We start from the raw sequence: 17,659 nt of genomic DNA, 5'->3' as shown, positions 1-17,659 counted from the left end.
ATGGAAAAACAAAAGCTTCTTATAAATGGAGAACGGTTAAAAAATACAATTGAGGAATTTGCCAATTTTGGGCGAACAGAAAGAGGAGGTGTTACAAGGTTAGCGTTGACAGAGGAAGACCGATTGGCACGAGATTATTTTTGCAAATGTTGTCATGAGCTCGAGATGATCGTGAAGGTGGATGATATGGGGAATATTTATGCAACGATGGAAGGTGTGGACCCTTCAAAGCCACCGATCGTCATTGGCTCTCATTTAGACTCCGTTAAAAAAGGCGGGAGATTTGACGGAGCATTAGGTGTTTTAGCAGGTTTAGAGGTAGCTAGAACATTGAAAGAGAATAATGTGAAGCCGAGTGCTCAACTTGTCGTAATGAATATTACAAATGAAGAGGGAGCGAGATTCGAACCTTCGATGATGGCATCTGGTGTTCTCTCTGGAAAATTTGATAAGGATAAGATGTTAGCAAAGAAAGATACAGATGGACTCACTTTCGAAGAAGCGTTAAATAAAATAGGCTATGTGGGCGAAATAGAGGCGAGGATTAAAGAAGCGACCGCATTCTTAGAAATACATATTGAACAAGGTCCAATTTTGGAACGGGAAAACTTATCCGTAGCCGTTGTGGAAAGTGTATTAGGAATGGTCTGCTATGAAATTGTCGTCACAGGAGAGTCAGATCACGCCGGAACAACTCCGATGGATATGCGAAAGGATGCTCTTTTCGCAGCCACGAACATGATTGTAAAAGCACGTTCAAAGCTACGTACATTAGATAGTGCTTTAGTATTTACAATGGGTCGTATTAATGCTTTTCCTAATATCCATACGGTTATCCCAAATAAAGTGGTCTTCACCCTGGAAGCAAGGCATAAGGACCCAGCCATCATCCAAAAGGTCGAAGAGATTATTTTAGCCTTGCCAGAAATATCTGACCATGAAGGCTGCACCATTACAGCTGAAAAACTTTGGGATCGCCAAACCGTTTTTTTAATGAAGAATTGTGTGACAAGGTTGAGGAGGCTTGTAAATCTTTAGGTTTTCCGTATAAACGAATGGACAGTGGAGCCGGACATGATGCACAGTTTTTCGCAAGCTTTCTTCCGAGTGTGATGATTTTCGTCAAAAGCATTAATGGAAAAAGTCATTGTGAAGAAGAACTCACCACTTGGGAGGACTGTGAAAAAGGCGTCAATGTATTACTGGAAACGGTGCTGTCATTGTAATGATCTACTATTTTAGTAGATTTTTTTTTGAAAAAGGAGAACGATTTTACAGGTTGTCTAATGTATGTTTGTTCTATCTCACAGATAATGGAACTACGTTAGGTATCTTGAGCGAGAAATATAAATGAGGTGGGTGAATGAATGGATTTACTTCAAAGGGAAACGGAAATATTAAAGAATTTTGTTAATGGGGAATGGGTTGAAGTACAAAGTAATGAATTTTCTGATGTCATAAATCCTGCTAGTGGTGAAGTGGTGGCAAAAGTTCCATTATCAACTAAAGAGGATGTAAATCATGCGGTAGCTGAGGCAAAAAAAGCCTTTATAGCTTGGAAAGGTATGCCAGTACCTAAGCGAGCTAGAATTCTATTTAACTATCACTATCTGTTAACCGAAAACCATGAAAAGCTAGCAAAGCTCATTGTTCAGGAAAATGGCAAAGCATATAAGGAAGCATATGGCGAAGTTCAACGTGGGATAGAGTGTGTCGAGTTCGCTGCAGGAGCACCCACGCTATTAATGGGTGAGACTTTATCGACCATTGCACCGGAAATTGATTCTGAAATGTTTCGTTTTCCATTAGGAGTTGTCGGCGGCATTACTCCTTACAATTTTCCAATGATGGTGCCGTTATGGATGTTTCCGTTAGCCATCGCTTGTGGCAATACGTTCGTATTAAAGCCTTCCGAGCGAACACCGTTGCTTGCAAATGAACTAGCTCGACTTTTTACAAAAGCAGGTGGGCCAAAGGGAGTTCTAAATATCGTTCATGGAGCACACGATGTAGTAAATGGACTTCTCCAACACCCAGATGTGAAGGCGATTTCCTTTGTTGGTTCCCAGCCGGTCGCAAAGTATGTTTATGAACGGGCAGCAGCTGCCGGAAAAAGAGTGCAAGCTTTGTCAGGTGCGAAAAATCATCATGTTGTGATGCCAGATGCCAATATGGAAAAGGCTGTTGAGAATATTATTAGTTCTGCTTTTGGAAGTGCAGGACAAAGATGTATGGCATGTAGTGCGGTCATTCTCGTTGGAGAAGGTGAAGAGTTTGTTGAAGCTCTGAAGAATAAAACGGATCAACTGGTGATTGGTAACGGCTTATACGAAGAAGTATTGCTTACGCCAGTTATTCGTGAATCTCATCGGGCAAAAGTACTTGACTATATTGAAACGGGTCTTGAAGAAGGAGCGTGTTTAATTCGTGACGGAAGAACGGAAATGGAAAAGTTACCAGAAGGCTATTTTCTTGGTGCCACCATTTTCGATCATGTAACACCGAAAATGAAAATTGCTAAGGAGGAAATTTTTGCTCCTGTTCTCAGTATTTTACGAGCTAGCGATTTAGATGAGAGCTTGGAATTGATAAGGATGTCCCGCTATGGAAACGGGGCAACGCTCTATTCAAAGGATGCTCGTGCAGTAAGACAGTTTCGAGAGGAAGCAGAAGCGGGCATGCTGGGTATTAATGTTGGAGTCCCAGCGACAATGGCCTTTTTCCCATTTTCAGGGTGGAAAGATTCCTTTTATGGTGACCTCCATGTCAATGGCAAAGATGGCGTTAATTTTTACACGAAGAAAAAAATGATTACGTCTCGGTTTGATTATTAATGCTCAAACAGCCGCAATGAATATTGAAAGATGCGTAACCAAGACCAGCATACCCAACGACAATCCAAATATATCGCATTTTCACTAAAGGAGTGAAAGGAAAATGGTCGAAATCATGCCTGATATTAATTATAAAACGAAGGATCGAGAATATGTGTGGCATTCAATGAAGCCTTATCAACCGGCTCATACGATGATCGCTACGAAAGCTGATGGATCGTGGGTCACGGATGATACGGGAAATAGATTTCTAGATGCAATGGCAGGACTTTGGTGTGTAAATGTTGGTTACGGACGAAAGGAACTGGCTGAAGCCGCCTACGATCAATTAAAAGAGATGGCATATTTTCCTTTAACCCAAAGTCATAAGCCTGCGATTCGTTTAGCGGAGAAATTGAATGAAATGCTGAAAGATGAATACGTCATATTTTTCTCGAATAGTGGGTCTGAAGCCAATGAGACGGCATTTAAAATCGTTCGGCAATACCATCAGCAAAAAGGAGAGGGACATCGCTATAAGTTTATCTCTCGCTATCGGGCTTACCATGGTAATTCGATGGGAGCACTAGCTGCAACAGGTCAAGCGGAAAGAAAATATAAGTATGAACCGCTTGCACCAGGATTTTTAAAGGTGTCCCCTCCCGATCAATATCGCTGTCCAGAGGATGATAAGACGCCCCCCCTTAAATTGAAATCGGTACAAGAAATCGATCGCATCATGACATGGGAAATGAGCGAAACGATGGCTGGAGTAATTATGGAGCCAATTATTACAGGTGGAGGGGTAATTATGCCACCAGAAAATTATTTAAAAGGTGTCGAAGAAGTTTGTAAAAAGCATGGTGCCTTAATGATTATTGATGAGGTGATTTGCGGCTTCGGTCGAACAGGAGAAGCATTCGGATACATGAATTACGGAGTAAAACCTGATATCATCACGATGGCAAAAGGGATTACAAGTGCATATCTACCATTGTCGGCAACCGCCGTTAAAAAGGAAATATATGATGCTTTCAAGGGAACGGAACAATATGATTACTTCCGTCATGTCAATACGTTTGGAGGAAATCCAGCAGCCTGTTCCCTTGCATTAAAGAACTTAGAAATCATGGAAAAAGAGCAATTATTTGCACGATCAAAAAAGCTAGGGGCGTATTTGCAAGACTCATTGGCTAATCAGTTAAAGGAAAATCCGTATGTCGGTGATATTAGAGGAAAAGGACTTCTTGTTGGAATAGAACTCGTCTCCAATAAAGATACAAAAGAGCCGATCGAAGTTGCGCTCGTGAACAAGGTTATGGGTCATTGCAAAGATGCAAGGATCATTATTGGAAAAAATGGAGCCACTGTAGCTGGATTTAATAACGTCCTTACCCTTGCGCCACCTCTAAATATAAAAGAGGAGGACATTGAATTCCTCATCGAAACGTTAGTTAAAGAATTAAACTCCCTTATGTAATGAGGGGAGTTTTTTTGTGAGAAAAACTAACAATATTCATTTCATTCCATGTAAGTTTTGACACTATGTCTAATGTAATCGAAATAAATCAACGCTAAAATGTAATAAAACATGACAATGTTAATGAAAAAATTGACCATTTTTCAAGCAGGGAGGGCATTGATGATGACCTTAACGCAAAATATTAGAACAGAAATAGAATTGGAACATGTTAGCATGCGCTATCAAACTGACAAGTCAGAGGTTTTAGCTCTTGATAATGTCACTGTTGATATTCGTAAGGGAGAATTTGTCTCTCTATTAGGACCTTCTGGCTGTGGGAAAACAACATTATTAAGAATTATGGCAGATTTGATTCAGCCAACGAGTGGGGAAATTAAAGTGGCTGGTGGAACTGCAAAGGAAGCTCGATTGGCTCAAAAATATGGAATCGTTTTTCAAAGTCCTGTCTTGTATGACTGGAGGAAAATAAAAAATAATGTTTCCCTTCCACTGGAAATGATGGGAGTGGATAAGAATGAACGTGATAAAAGAGTTGCTAACTTACTAGAATTAGTCGGTTTAAGTGATTTTAAGGAGAAATATCCGTGGCAGTTAAGCGGAGGGATGCAACAAAGGGTCGCGATTGCGAGAGCCCTTGCAATAGAACCGGAAATTCTCCTCATGGATGAACCTTTCTCTGCATTAGATGAATTTTCAAGGGAACGACTTAACGAAGAATTACTATCCATTTGGAGTAAAGTGAAAAACACGGTCGTGTTCGTCACACACAGTATTCCTGAAGCCATCTTTTTATCAGATCGAGTGTTTGTTCTATCACCACATCCAGGGAGACTTTCGACGGTTGTAGAAATTCCTTTGTCTCGTCCAAGAACAAAGGAAATGCGCAACAGTTACGAATTTTATGAACTTATCTCAAACATTCGCGATAGTTTCGAGGGAGTGTAGCAAATGAAAAATATAGTCGTCAATCATCGTGTAACACCCTTACTTTTCTGGTTTCTCGGGGTGATACTTCTCTGGCAATTGTTGTCATGGTTGTTACTCGAAGTATTGGAAGTACCTTTAGCTCAGTCAAAACTCCCATATCTACATGAACTAGCTGCTACTTTTCCAGGATATGCAAATATTTTATTAGTAGAAGGTTGGGTGACGTTTGCCAATGCAACTTTAGGGTTTGTATTTGGGGCGTTAGCGGGAGTGTTGTTAGCTGTTCTGATGAGTGTATCGAAATGGGTAGAACAATTGACATTCCCATATGCGGTTGCTTCGCAAATGATTCCAATCCTTGGATTAGCCCCGATTGTATATGGAATCGTACATGATGACCAGCTAGCGCGAATATTGATTGCAGGCTATATTACCTTTTTTCCAGTGGCCCTCAATATGCTTAGAGGATTACGCAGTGCAGAGCCAACTGCAGCGGAGTTAATGCAATCTTACGCGGCGAAGCCTTGGACGATATATTGGAAGTTACGATTACCTTCATCCCTCCCTAGTTTATTTAGCGGATTGAAAATTGCTGCACCACTCGCTGTAACCGGTGCGATTTTAGTAGAGTTGATGGGAGCAACTAAAGGGATTGGAGTGATCATGCTTCGTAATTTATACTACGGTCCATCTCATAATTATATGTTTTGGCTCACGGTTTTAGCTGGTGCTTTTTTAGGAATCATTAGTTATTTTATCATCAGTCTCATTGAGCGATTGGTAACTCCTTGGCAGCCTGAATTTCGAAAGATTAGGAGTGATGAGTAGATGGCTGGAAAACCAGCAGAAAAAGAAATGACGTGGGTCCAGCAGCCTGTCGCAGTAAAAGGTGTAGGGAAATCTTCGAGGAATGCAAATATACGTAATAGCTATCAAAAAGTACTTCTACCTGTTGGAGCGGGCATCCTTTTTATGTCATTATGGCAATTGGAAGTGTTTCACTTCATTTTACAATTGCGAACTTATCAGCTACCTTTGCCATCAGCGATTGTAGAGGCGACCATCGAAAATTTGGACATCTTGATAGCCTATATGGGATATACCGTGTCTGAAGCTGTTCTTGGGATGCTTATAGGCTCTTCGCTCGGTTTCGTCTTTGCCTTAGTAGCAACCGTCTTTCCGAAATGGGGTCAAGGTGGTTTATGGATTGTCGTTGCGTTAAACGCTGTTCCAATCGTTGCTTTAGCGCCGATTATGAATCTTTGGTTTGGAGATGGAATTGCTTCTCGTGTTGCCATTGTTGTTGTAGTGACCATGGCTGCGATGGCAATCAATGCCTATAAAGGGATGACAAATGTCAATCCACTCGCCCTTGATTTAATGCATTCCTATGCGGCGAGAAAACTGGATGTGTTACGTTTTCTACGGGTCAACAATAGTCTCCCATACGTCTTTACCGCATTAAAAATTAATACAACGGCGAGCATGATTGGTGCGATAGTTGGCGAATTCTTCTTTTCTTCGAAAGGTCTCGGTTATTTGCTATCCAATTCTATTAAAGTAGCAAAAATGCCACTAGGATGGGCTTGCATCGTTATGGCAGCGATAGCAGGAATCCTTTTTTACCTAATCATAGAAGGACTAGAGAAAATCTTCTTAAAATGGCATTCCTCAGCTAGAACATAGGATAGGGTATTCTGATTTTTTGCAGGAGCGAAAATCTTAATATAGTAAAAAGTTCAAATCATCTTGTCATGCATCTAATAGTAAAGTATATAAGGGGGAAAGCGAGTGAAGCAAACGCTTGGAAGATTAATGATTTTAGTAGTAATGTTGACAGGGATTTTTTTAACAGGGTGTGGAAATGATACATCCTCAGGTTCATCAGGTGATCTAACCCCGGTTAAACTACAGTTAAAATGGGTTCCGCAAGCTCAATTTGCTGGGTACTTTGTAGCTTTAGAAAATGGCTATTTTGAAGATGAAGGTTTAGATGTTACGATTGTTCCTGGAGGGCCGGATATTGTCCCTGAACAACAGGTTGCAAACGGTGCTGCTGATATTGGAATTGGGTGGGTAGCGAGCTTACTGCCCCATCAAGAACAAGGTTTACCACTCATACAAATTGCTCAAATCTATCAAAAGAGTGGATTGCTGTTAGTGTCCAAAAAAGAAGCTGGAATTAACTCTGCTGAAGATTTAGCAGGCAAAAATGTAGGCAACTGGATGGGTGGAAATGAATTCGAGATTTTAGCATTATTTGATAAGTATGGACTTGATCAAAATAAGGATCTATCATTTGTTAAACAAGGTTTCACGATGGACCAATTTTTAGGTGGAGAAATTGATGCCGCCTCAGCAATGACTTACAATGAGTACAATGTCGTCCTTGCAGAAGGCATTCCTGAAAGCGACCTTAATGTTATCGACATGAATGATGAAGGAGTAGCCATGCTTGAGGACAATCTTTTTGCTAATAAGGAATGGTTAGAAGAAAATAAGGAAGTAGCCGCTAAATTTGTTCGTGCATCTATTAAAGGATGGCAGGCTGCGATTGACGATCCAAAAGCAGCTGTTGATGCGGTCATGAAGGAAGCGGAAGAAGGAAGTAGCACGAGAGAGCACCAATTGAAGATGATGGAAGAAGTAGCGAAGCTTGTTGTACCAGAAGGATTTGCTCCTGAAAATATTGGTATGATTGACGACGAGATGTTCAAACAGACGGCAGATATTGCCCATCAGTTTGGGGTTATCCAGGAACCAGCCAATTTAGATGAAGCTTATACTCATGAAATTATGGAGATGGCGTTGGAGTAGAAAAGTAATGGAAGAGCCCGTACCTCTGTTTTAAGCAGTAGGTGCGGGCTTTTTTTTAGTTACACTCAGTTGTTGATATTTATTACAATAAATTTGCAAACTAGCTACTCTGGAGGGTATCTTGCTGTACTATCTCGAAAAATAGAATATGCAATTATTTCAAAAAATGAAACCAAAGTAGAACTCAATCGTCTTAGCTATAGGTGAGAATGAGGGGTGTGCGTGTAGTGGAGAGAAGAATGGGGGAGGAAAAAAATTATGAAGAAACTAGGGATAAATGGTTTGAAAATATTATGGACCAATATGGTGATCGATTAACAAAGCTTTCTTATAACTATTTAAAGGATTGGAATCTTGCTGAGGATATTGTTCAAGACGTATTTATCACTTGTTATAAGAAATATGACAAGATGAGTGAAGTTGTCTCTTTTAAGGCATGGATTTATCGGATCACGATTAACAAGTGCAAAGATATGTTAAAGAGTTCATTATTTAAAAAGGTTATCATTAATCCTGATCTATTTAAACGTATCATTTCTTCTGAGGTTACCCCTGAAATGAGGGTTATGAAGAAAAACGAAGAAGAGTATCTATCTATTTGCGTCTTAGAACTTCCTTTAAAATATCGGGAAGTAATCACATTATTTTATTACGAAGAACTACCAATAGATGAAATTAGTGAACTATTAAAAATTAAAAGAAATACGGTCAAAACAAGATTGAGTAGAGCAAGGTTAAAGTTAAAAACGAATTTGGAAAGGGGGAGGTAAAATGGAGAAGAACCTTCGTAATCTTCGAAAAGCAATGGATTCTTCTACACATAAAGGATTACGGTTTACTGAAGTTCAGAAAGAAAAAATCAGGTTCTCACTATTTGAGAGTAAAATGATCGGCTCAAAGAAATCTCAATTTCATGTTTACGTTCTTACATCTCTAGCGATATCATTTTTCTTACTCGTGTTTTTTATAGATATAAAAGAACACGTTATCTTAAATGATGGAGTACAGCAGGGAACTCAGGAAACGTTGCAAAACGAATGGGAGGTTCGATATAGTTACAAAAAAAATGGCAGGGAATTATTTGCTGTTTTTCCAGATCCTTTTTTAACGGCTGGAAAACCTTTTGGTTATATATTCAGTTTTAAAGAATCTTTTGATACTTACAAGGGAAAAGAGATTGAAATTGACATCATTCATCAAGAAACTGGTGAGCGAATTAATGTGTTACCTTCACAAAAGATCACTGAACCAACACCAGGATACTCTAGTTTAAATAGATTTACAACGGAGTTTATCGTTCCAAATACTGGCTTGTGGAAATATGAGGTTTATTTAGATGAGAAATTGTATGGAGATGTCATAGTTTCTATTGAGAGCGAAGAAATTACTCCTATTTTTCTACCTGAAAATATCCCGGAATTTGTCCAGAAAAGAGATTTTGAGCAAATTGATTGGGAGAGAAAAGCGATTGATATAGGGGATAATATGATTGGGAACGTAGATAAGTCAGGTGTCATCGGAGCTGATATGCCCAGTGTTAAAATGAGTCAAAAGTGGATGTGGCATCTATGGGGAATCGAAAATCCATTGAATATGGAACTAACGGTAGTTGGCTTTCATAAAAAAGAGAGAACTGCCTACCCAATCCTTAATGGAGGGTGGAATTTAAAACTAGGAGGAGAGAATAACGGAGCAGATGCCCACACCCCTTCCAGTGTAAAACTTCCAATGACTGGTGAATGGGCAATATTGTTGTATGTTAATGGGAAATTATTTGATACATTGATTCTTAATATCCATTTATAATATTTTAGGGTGGGGCTGTTACAAGCCCCATAGCGTATCATCCTTTTTGCCGCAAGTATTTTTTATCATGCATAAATAAACTCCAAAAATAGATAAACCCTGGGAAAAGTATCGCAAATCCGATGATATAGGTGATGAAAACAGCGCGAAAGGAGTTCGGATCGGTAAAGGCTGACTCAATCGTAATGTTTGGATAAATGATATAGGGCAAATGAGCCTTTCCATATACATAACTTGCGATCAAATATTGTGCAATGGCTGCAATGACGGCCAAACGAGGCATTCCTGTTACATCTTTTTGAAAAAAGGATGGTGCATATAAACCGATTCCGATAATCAGAAAGCATCCAACAGATATCAGTAGAAGAGGAAGATCTTCCATCATCCGTTCATATAACCATTGAGCTTCATTGCGCAAGGTAAACATAATGAAAATCGCAAAAAATAGCGTTAGTGGACCTAAATAACGTCCATCTCGTAAATACACATTGTAAGCTTCACGCTCATTTGAGACATTTGAGTAATCTGCTAACAATAAAGAAGAAAGAAATAAGGTACTTGAGATCGCAAACCCAATAAAAACATAGACATTTGCACTACTGAGTAAGCTAGATAAGTGCAGATTGGCGATGCCATTTTCATACTCAACAAGCTGTCCATGTGTAATAGGTAGAACACTTATTAGCAATCCTGGAATGATAATCCCTGTAATTCCTGAAATATAGGTTAGAGGTTTCTTATACTCTGTGGCAATATTAGAAAACACGAGAAAGGCACTACGTAATGCCAGTAAGAGAAGAATTGCACTTCCTGGAATAAGTAAGATCGTTCCAAGACTATAAGCTGCCGTTGGAAAAAGACTGTAAATGGCAACTACTAAGGCGACGATAAACGTGTTCGTCACTTCCCATGTAGGCGATAGGTAACGATTGGCGATATTGGTTGCTCGTGTTTTTTCTTTATTCATGTAAACCATCGACCAAAAACCAGCACCGAAATCCATTGTCGCCATGACGGCATAAATAAAGACAAATCCCCATAAAACAGTTATTGCAATAAGTGCATCAGTCATATCTTAGCTCCTCCTATGTATTTGTACTAAAGAGTGGTACATCCTTCTTTTCTGCCCGCTCAATATCATCCAGGACACTATTTTTTCGAAAGAAGTACAATAAAACGGCAACAACGGCAATCCCTAAAACAATATAAACGGCAATAAATAAGATGAACAATGTAGCTAAATTTGTGGCAGTTGTTGCAGATTCTGCGGTGCTAAGAATACGATAAATCACCCATGGCTGCCGTCCGGTACAAGCAAACACCCAGCCGAATTCAATCGCAAGTACAGCTAATGGACCGCACATGACGAGTGTCCAGAGTAACGGTTTTGGATAAGTCTTCCTTTTGAGAATTTTCCTCCAAGCAAAAACTAAAAGCGGGATTAGGATAAGTAGAGTTCCGATGCCAACCATTCCATTGAAAAGGGTATGGATAAATAATGGTGGCCAATATTCTTCAGGAAAGTCGTTTAGGCCAACAACTACTGTGTCAAAGCTGTTTCCAGAAAGAAAGCTGAGAGCCCAAGGAATTTCAAGTGCCCACTTCACTTCCTGCGTTTCTTTATCTGTAAAACCACCGATAGCAAGCGGGGCATGTGATTGTGTCTCGAATAAGCCTTCAGCAGCTGCTAATTTTTCCGGTTGGTATTGATGCAAATATTGTGCGGCAGAATGTCCATTTAAGGCAGTAAATAAAGCAAAGAGACAGCCGATCACTAAGCTTAAATGGAGCGCTTTTTTATGAAACAAATACTCTCGTGAACCAACGGATTGCTTTCTAATTTTAAAAGCTGCAACTGCTCCTACGACGAATGCGCCGACTACATATGCGGATAGAGCAACATGGCCCGCGGTCACAAAAAAGCTCGGATTAAAAAAGGCAGCCCACGGATCGATCTCAAGATATTGTCCATTTTCATAACGAAATCCTGCAGGAGTCCCTTGAAAGGCGTGGACATTTGTAATAAGAATGGCAGATGCTATGGCTCCTAATGCAACGAATATTAAACTGGCAATCCGCATCCATGGTGCAATTCTCTCGGCAGCATAGACATAAATGGACATAAACAGTGCTTCAACGAAAAAGGCATAGATTTCAATTTGAAAAGGTAAAGGCATAACCCGACCAATCACTTCCATAAATCCGGGCCATAATAAGGAAAGCTGAACACCTGCAATCGTTCCGGTAGGGATCCCAACACCAAGTAGAACAGCAAACGCTTTTGTCCATCGTTTCGCCATAACTACGTAATCAAGATCTTTTGTTTTTTGATAGAGTAACTCCGCAACTAAAATCATAAACGGTAGTCCAACACCGATGGTGGCAAAAATAATGTGAAAGGCCATCGTAGTGCCAAATAAGGACCGTGCAATTAATAAATCATCCACATTCGTTCGTCCTCTCAGAAAATGTTGTCTACATATTTATTTCCAAAAGGATCAATTATATGTAAAATTTGGCTTTAAGAAAGTCCCGGATTTTAGCCTCAAATCGCTATAAGCACCAAAGAAAATCATGTATGGACTTCAAAACTGAACCAGTTCCAAAAATCGCTTATTTAGAAGAATAAAAATTGACTCAAAACACATCATAACGATACATGTTAAAAATTGTGAAACTTTATTTGCAACATAAAACTTCAAAAGGAGATAAAAAATGCGAAAACAACAACTAAGAATACTGGCTATTATCGTATTCATTTTTGGGGTTATTACGAGCGGAGCTTTAAGCACAAGCGCTCAGGTTGAACAAGTGCCAACAGCAGGGATCTCCATTAATGGAAAAATAGTAAATGGGATTAATCCAATAATCATTGATGGTGTTTATTATTTACCGTTTGTTCAATTAGCGAAAATTCTCGGATACAATAGTATTAAGTTTGAAGAAAAGACATTAACGTATGAAGTGACTGATGGATCTACAGCAATTCGAACGACGATGGGTGGTACTCAGGCTAAAAAGGGGAATGAATATGTAAATATAAAAGCTCCTCGATGGATAAATAATACAGCTTATATTTCATTGCATGCTGGTGGAGCAATATTCAATACGTATATTACATTTAATAAATCAAATGGCTCCATTCAAGTTCAAAAACCAGCTCAACAATATGTCGTCCATTCAGGCGATTCATTATGGAATATTTCTCGCCTACATCACACCACAGTGGATGATTTGAAAAAAGCAAATAACCTGACGTCAAACATTATTAAAGATGGACAAATTTTAAAGTTACCTGACGGTGGTACTCCAAAAGAAATGGAGCCTGTTAAAGAACATGAACCTGTAAAAAACAAGAACCAAACGTCTGTAGCAGCTCAAAGACAGAAAGTGTTAGAGGTTGCGAAAAAATATATAGGTGCTGGATATAAATTTGGGGCAACATTAGCCGAAGCGCCGAAACTATTTGACTGTTCATCGTATACTCAACTCGTCTTCCAACAGGTTGGCATTAGCATTCCAAGGGTTTCACGTGACCAAGCAAGTAAAGGAACAACGGTTACGAATCTACAGGCTGGAGATTTAATGTTCTTCACTATAAAAGATTCTTATAGTGATGGAAGAGTCGCACATGTTGGCATCTATATGGGGGATGGAAGTATGATTCATGCTTCAACTTCTCTTGGTGTAGCAATTACAAAAAATGTAATGCAAAATAGCTACTGGTCAAAAAACTACTTATTTTCAAAAAGAGTTATTCAATAAGGCTCTTTTCGCAAACATTGTTATTAAATGAGAATCAAGTAAGCAAAAAGTGCCGTGCTAATCTGTGTTCTAAAACCTCATTTGAGGGGTAAATGTCAGCCTCAGATTTTTTTCAGAGAAAAAAATGTGGACATTTACGAAAAAGCCATAATCATTACGAAATCAGCGTTCAATAAAAAGAGATAGTCGCTCGATATGGGCGACTATTTTTAACGTTGTTGTTGCATTTTGTTGAAAAATTTTTCCTATACTTATGATAGAAATCTGCTATAATTTTGAGGATTGGGTTGTTTCTTGCGACTCGTATAAAGTAGAGGTTGTGATTGAATGGAAAAATGGAAGAAAGACATTATCCTTTTTTTAAGTAGTCAAACGATTTCGCTCTTTGGATCATCGCTTGTCCAATATGCGATCATGTGGTATATAACTTTGACGACAGAATCAGGGATGATGATGACGTTATACATCATTTGCGGTTTTATTCCTACATTTATTTTGTCTCCTTTTGCTGGGGTGTGGGCAGACCGTTTTAACCGAAAGATCCTTATCATTGTAGCCGATGCTTCGATCGCTTTCGCTACCCTTATTTTAGCGATCGTCTTTTTAATGGGGTATGAAGCGACATGGTTACTCTTTGTAATGGCTGCGATTCGTGCGCTTGGGACAGGAATCCAAACACCAGCGGTAGGGGCGATTTTACCACAGATTGTGCCGAAGGAGCAGCTTACAAAAATCAATGGGATAAATGGAAGTATCCAAGCTGTCATTATGTTTGTATCTCCTATTGTCAGTGCGGGGTTATTAACATGGGCGACACTCGAAATGATTTTCTTCATTGATGTCATTACGGCAGCAATTGCGATATTTACATTGCTCGTATTTTTCAAGATTCCAGTCCATGCCAAGGCTGCAGTCAAACAAACGACAAGCTACTTTAGTGATATGAAAGAAGGATTAGCTTATATTAAGGAGACGAACTTTTTAAAAGTATTCTTCTTATTCTTTGCGGTTTTCTTTGTGTTGATGGCTCCTGCTGCATTCTTAACTCCGTTACAGGTCGTACGTAGTTTTGGCGATGAAGTATGGAGACTAACAGCGATTGAGATTGCTTTTTCCGTTGGCATGATGGCAGGCGGAGGAATCATCGCAACATGGGGTGGCTTTAAAAATAAAATTTACACGATGACTTTTGCTAGCCTTTTAATGGGAGCTTGTACCTTTGCATTAGGAGTGGTTCCAATCTTTTGGCTCTATTTACTCTTTATGGCTATCTTTGGGGTGGCGATGCCAATATTCAACACGCCAACGATGACCTTAGTTCAAGAAAAAGTCGAAGAGAACTATTTAGGAAGAATCTTCGGAGTATTTGGGATGATTTCGACTTCCATGATGCCAATCGGGATGCTTATTTTTGGTCCGATTGCAGACTTCATTGAAATTGAAATTCTTCTTATAGGAACGGGAATCCTTCTTGTATTACTTTCATTTTTATTAGGAAAAAACAAAACTTTAGTAGAAACAGGAAAACCTGTAATGACTGAAACGACTTAAGAGCACAATCTAACTGTGCTCTTTTGTTATAATGTTGGAAAAGGTGGTGACAGAGATGGAAAAAGTATATCTTGATTTCAATGCAAGTACCCCAATAGCCCCAGAAGTAGTGGAAGCAATGACTCCTCTGTTAATGGATTATTATGGGAATCCATCGGCATTACATTGGGCTGGGAAACCTGTGAAAGAATTACTACATAAAGCTAGAAGTCAGGTTGCGAAGCTTATTGACTGTAAAGAAAATGAGATCATTTTCACGAGTGGTGGAAGTGAAGCAAATAATTTAGCGTTAAAAGGAATTTGTTTCCATAATTTCGATAAAGGCAATCATATTATTACTTCAAGAATCGAACATCCGGCGATTATGAATCCTTGTCGCTTTCTTGAACGATTAGGGGCAAAGGTGACGTATGTAGGAGTAGACGAATACGGCAGGGTAGCACCAGAAGAAATTGAAAATGCGATCACGAAGGAAACGATTTTGATTTCAATAATGCATGCCAATAATGAAACAGGAACATTACAACCGATTAAGGAAATTGGAAAAATTGCATCTAAACATGGGCTCACATTTCATACAGATGCTTCACAATCACTCGGCAAAGTAGAGGTGAATGTCGCAGATCTAAATGTCGATATGTTAACGATTGCGGGTCATAAGCTGTACGCCCCTAAAGGGATTGGTGCTCTTTATGTAAGAGAAGGAATCAAACTTGAACCACTCATTCACGGAGCAAGTCATGAAAATGGCATGCGCGCAGGAACTGAAAACACATTACTTGCCGTCGGGTTAGGAAAAGCTTGTGAGTTAGCGAATAAAACGACTTTAGGCGTTCAGGAGCTGACTCACTATTTTTGGCACAGATTAGAAAATGAATTCGCTGAAAGAGTACAGTTAAATGGGCATCCAACGGAACGATTGCCTAACACATTAAATGTGAGCTTTGTTGGAAAAGTGGGGCAAGAGCTATTAGATGAGATTCCTTATTTAGCCGCCTCGACAGGATCCGCTTGTCACGCAGGTAGTGTAGAGCTTTCGCCTGTTTTAAAAGAAATGGGTGTGACTGAAAAGGTCGGAATGGGAGCCATTCGTTTCAGTCTTGGGCGCCATACAACAAAAGAAGAGATTGATAGAGTGGTAGATTCATTAGTAGCAGTTGAAAAGGGATGAGAAGATAAAACTGAAAGTAAATCAATTTCGTTTGACATAAAGAATAGTAGAAAAGAATATTGAACAGGAAAGAGGGAGTAAATCGATGCTTACAATCGATTTACTCCCTTTTTAATTTAGGAAGGTAACATATAGACTTCATAGGAAGGCAACTCAGAAAGCTGTGTTTTTTTCAAGCGACCTTCTTCTAAAAGTTCATTTACTCGCTCTTCAATCTCTAACGGATTTACTCCAAATAAATCTGCCATTTTAACGGTTGAGAATGAAACATATTTTGGGCTATTGGTAGATGAAATGATCATGGTTTCGATTCGTTGATATAACATTTCTTTATCCATATTCATTATATAACTCCTTCCATCCAACTTCTTCTGAAATTATCCATTTCCAATTTTGTTCAACATCATGCATTTTTTTCCTCATTTATGAAATTCTAATATCATGTTCGAAAATGAATAAATGATTTTTATATTGAAAAGGAGGCGGAGAAATGGGGTTTCATCAGCCGCAAAGAATTGCTGAATTATCCGTTGAAGCAGGAAATCGTAAGGCGAACTTGCCACTTGTAAACATGCTTGTATTAGGATTTCTAGGAGGCGCGTTTATCGCAATGGGGTATTTATTAGATATTCGAATTGTGGCTGGGTTACCACATGAATGGGGAACATTTAAGAGTTTTTTAGGCGCAGCTGTATTCCCTGTAGGATTGATCCTGCTAATTATTGCGGGTGGAGAACTGTTAACGGGAAATATGATGGCTGTTTCTATTGCCTGCTTAGCGAAAAAAGTGAAAATGCAACAACTGCTCAATAATTGGTTTTGGATTACGATTAGCAACTTTGTTGGTGCGATTTTCATTGCCTATTTCTTCGGGCATCTTATCGGTCTTACAGGTGTTGAGCCCTATTTATCGAGTACAGTTTCGATGGCTGAAGCGAAAATCGAAGCTAGTTTTTGGACATGCTTGATCTCTGGAATCGGTTGTAATTGGCTCGTCGGGCTTGCGGTGTGGCTCTCGTACGGAGCTGAGGATATCGCAGGAAAAATATTAGCGATTTGGTTCCCAATTATGGCATTTGTAGCAATCGGTTTTCAACACGTTGTTGCCAATATGTTTGTCATCCCAGCAGCTATTTTTGCCGGTTATTTTAGTTGGATGGATTACATTTGGAATTTTATCCCTGTTTTTATTGGGAATGCAATTGGCGGTGGAATATTTGTCGCAATGATGTATTGGATTGCTTATATTGGAACATTGAAACCTGCAATGACAGAGGGGAGCAATCTGTTAGAAATGAAAAGTAAACAAAAAACAAGGAGGTAAAC

General features: G+C 39.3%; 15 protein-coding genes and 1 pseudogene. 13 read left to right on the top strand and 3 right to left on the bottom strand.

Translation table 11 applies throughout. The annotated features are described in order from the left end of the window. From BMSHG_RS25555 to BMSHG_RS00785, 9 genes and pseudogenes are all read left to right on the top strand, one after another. Positions 1-1,226 (top strand): annotated as a pseudogene (locus BMSHG_RS25555) (allantoate amidohydrolase). Between the two features lie 141 nt (positions 1,227-1,367). Further along, on the top strand, positions 1,368-2,834 hold the full coding sequence (locus BMSHG_RS00820) for a CoA-acylating methylmalonate-semialdehyde dehydrogenase (protein WP_019152530.1): 1,467 nt from the start codon (positions 1,368-1,370) through the stop codon (positions 2,832-2,834). Positions 2,835-2,937: 103 nt separating this feature from the next. Further along, on the top strand, positions 2,938-4,293 hold the full coding sequence (locus BMSHG_RS00815) for an aspartate aminotransferase family protein (protein ID WP_019152529.1): 1,356 nt from the start codon (positions 2,938-2,940) through the stop codon (positions 4,291-4,293). A 162-nt stretch (positions 4,294-4,455) separates the two neighbouring features. Further along, a complete protein-coding gene (locus tag BMSHG_RS00810) occupies positions 4,456-5,241 on the top strand; it encodes an ABC transporter ATP-binding protein (protein ID WP_019152528.1) in 786 nt (261 codons plus the stop codon). 3 nt (positions 5,242-5,244) lie between these two features. Continuing rightward, positions 5,245-6,051, top strand: coding sequence for an ABC transporter permease (locus tag BMSHG_RS00805; protein WP_019152527.1), 807 nt, complete (start codon positions 5,245-5,247; stop codon positions 6,049-6,051). Further along, the gene (locus tag BMSHG_RS00800) at positions 6,052-6,909 is read left to right on the top strand and encodes an ABC transporter permease (protein ID WP_019152526.1); all 858 of its coding nucleotides are present in this window, start codon (positions 6,052-6,054) and stop codon (positions 6,907-6,909) included. A gap of 105 nt (positions 6,910-7,014) precedes the next feature. Beyond that, on the top strand, positions 7,015-8,040 hold the full coding sequence (locus BMSHG_RS00795; protein ID WP_019152525.1) for an ABC transporter substrate-binding protein: 1,026 nt from the start codon (positions 7,015-7,017) through the stop codon (positions 8,038-8,040). A gap of 239 nt (positions 8,041-8,279) precedes the next feature. Continuing rightward, complete coding sequence (locus BMSHG_RS00790) at positions 8,280-8,810, top strand: sigma-70 family RNA polymerase sigma factor (RefSeq protein WP_019152524.1); 531 nt, start codon at positions 8,280-8,282, stop codon at positions 8,808-8,810. Between the two features lies 1 nt (position 8,811). After that, a complete protein-coding gene (locus tag BMSHG_RS00785; RefSeq protein ID WP_019152523.1) occupies positions 8,812-9,846 on the top strand; it encodes a helix-turn-helix domain-containing protein in 1,035 nt (344 codons plus the stop codon). Between the two features lie 37 nt (positions 9,847-9,883). On the opposite strand, the gene BMSHG_RS00780 is transcribed toward BMSHG_RS00785, so the two are convergent. Further along, entirely contained in the window at positions 9,884-10,918 is a 1,035-nt protein-coding gene (locus BMSHG_RS00780) for a cytochrome d ubiquinol oxidase subunit II (protein ID WP_019152522.1), read from the bottom strand. 13 nt (positions 10,919-10,931) lie between these two features. Beyond that, positions 10,932-12,293 carry a cytochrome ubiquinol oxidase subunit I gene (locus tag BMSHG_RS00775; RefSeq protein WP_019152521.1) on the bottom strand — a complete coding sequence of 454 codons (1,362 nt, stop codon included), beginning with the start codon at positions 12,291-12,293 and terminating at the stop codon, positions 10,932-10,934. 268 nt (positions 12,294-12,561) lie between these two features. Between BMSHG_RS00775 and BMSHG_RS00770 the strand changes: the two genes are divergently transcribed. The 3 genes from BMSHG_RS00770 (at position 12,562) to BMSHG_RS00760 (ending at position 16,333) form a co-directional block, all read left to right on the top strand. Next, positions 12,562-13,611, top strand: coding sequence for a C40 family peptidase (locus tag BMSHG_RS00770; protein WP_019152520.1), 1,050 nt, complete (start codon positions 12,562-12,564; stop codon positions 13,609-13,611). A gap of 327 nt (positions 13,612-13,938) precedes the next feature. Next, the gene (locus BMSHG_RS00765; RefSeq protein WP_019152519.1) at positions 13,939-15,162 is read left to right on the top strand and encodes an MFS transporter; all 1,224 of its coding nucleotides are present in this window, start codon (positions 13,939-13,941) and stop codon (positions 15,160-15,162) included. Between the two features lie 55 nt (positions 15,163-15,217). Beyond that, positions 15,218-16,333 (top strand): cysteine desulfurase family protein, encoded by a 1,116-nt coding sequence (locus BMSHG_RS00760; protein WP_019152518.1) that lies wholly within the window; start codon positions 15,218-15,220, stop codon positions 16,331-16,333. Positions 16,334-16,449: 116 nt separating this feature from the next. Here the strand turns inward: BMSHG_RS00760 and BMSHG_RS00755 are convergent, their stop codons facing one another. After that, on the bottom strand, positions 16,450-16,677 hold the full coding sequence (locus tag BMSHG_RS00755; RefSeq protein ID WP_019152517.1) for a hypothetical protein: 228 nt from the start codon (positions 16,675-16,677) through the stop codon (positions 16,450-16,452). Positions 16,678-16,823: 146 nt separating this feature from the next. Between BMSHG_RS00755 and BMSHG_RS00745 the strand changes: the two genes are divergently transcribed. Continuing rightward, a complete protein-coding gene (locus BMSHG_RS00745; RefSeq protein WP_019152516.1) occupies positions 16,824-17,657 on the top strand; it encodes a formate/nitrite transporter family protein in 834 nt (277 codons plus the stop codon). Positions 17,658-17,659 lie beyond the last annotated feature (2 nt).

Origin of the sequence: Robertmurraya massiliosenegalensis JC6 (genome assembly GCF_000311725.1) — a bacterium.
In the GTDB taxonomy this organism is placed as follows: Bacteria; Bacillota; Bacilli; order Bacillales; family Cytobacillaceae; genus Robertmurraya; species Robertmurraya massiliosenegalensis.
Note: the sequence above shows the minus strand (reverse complement) of the source record. Positions and strands in the feature narration are given on the sequence as shown.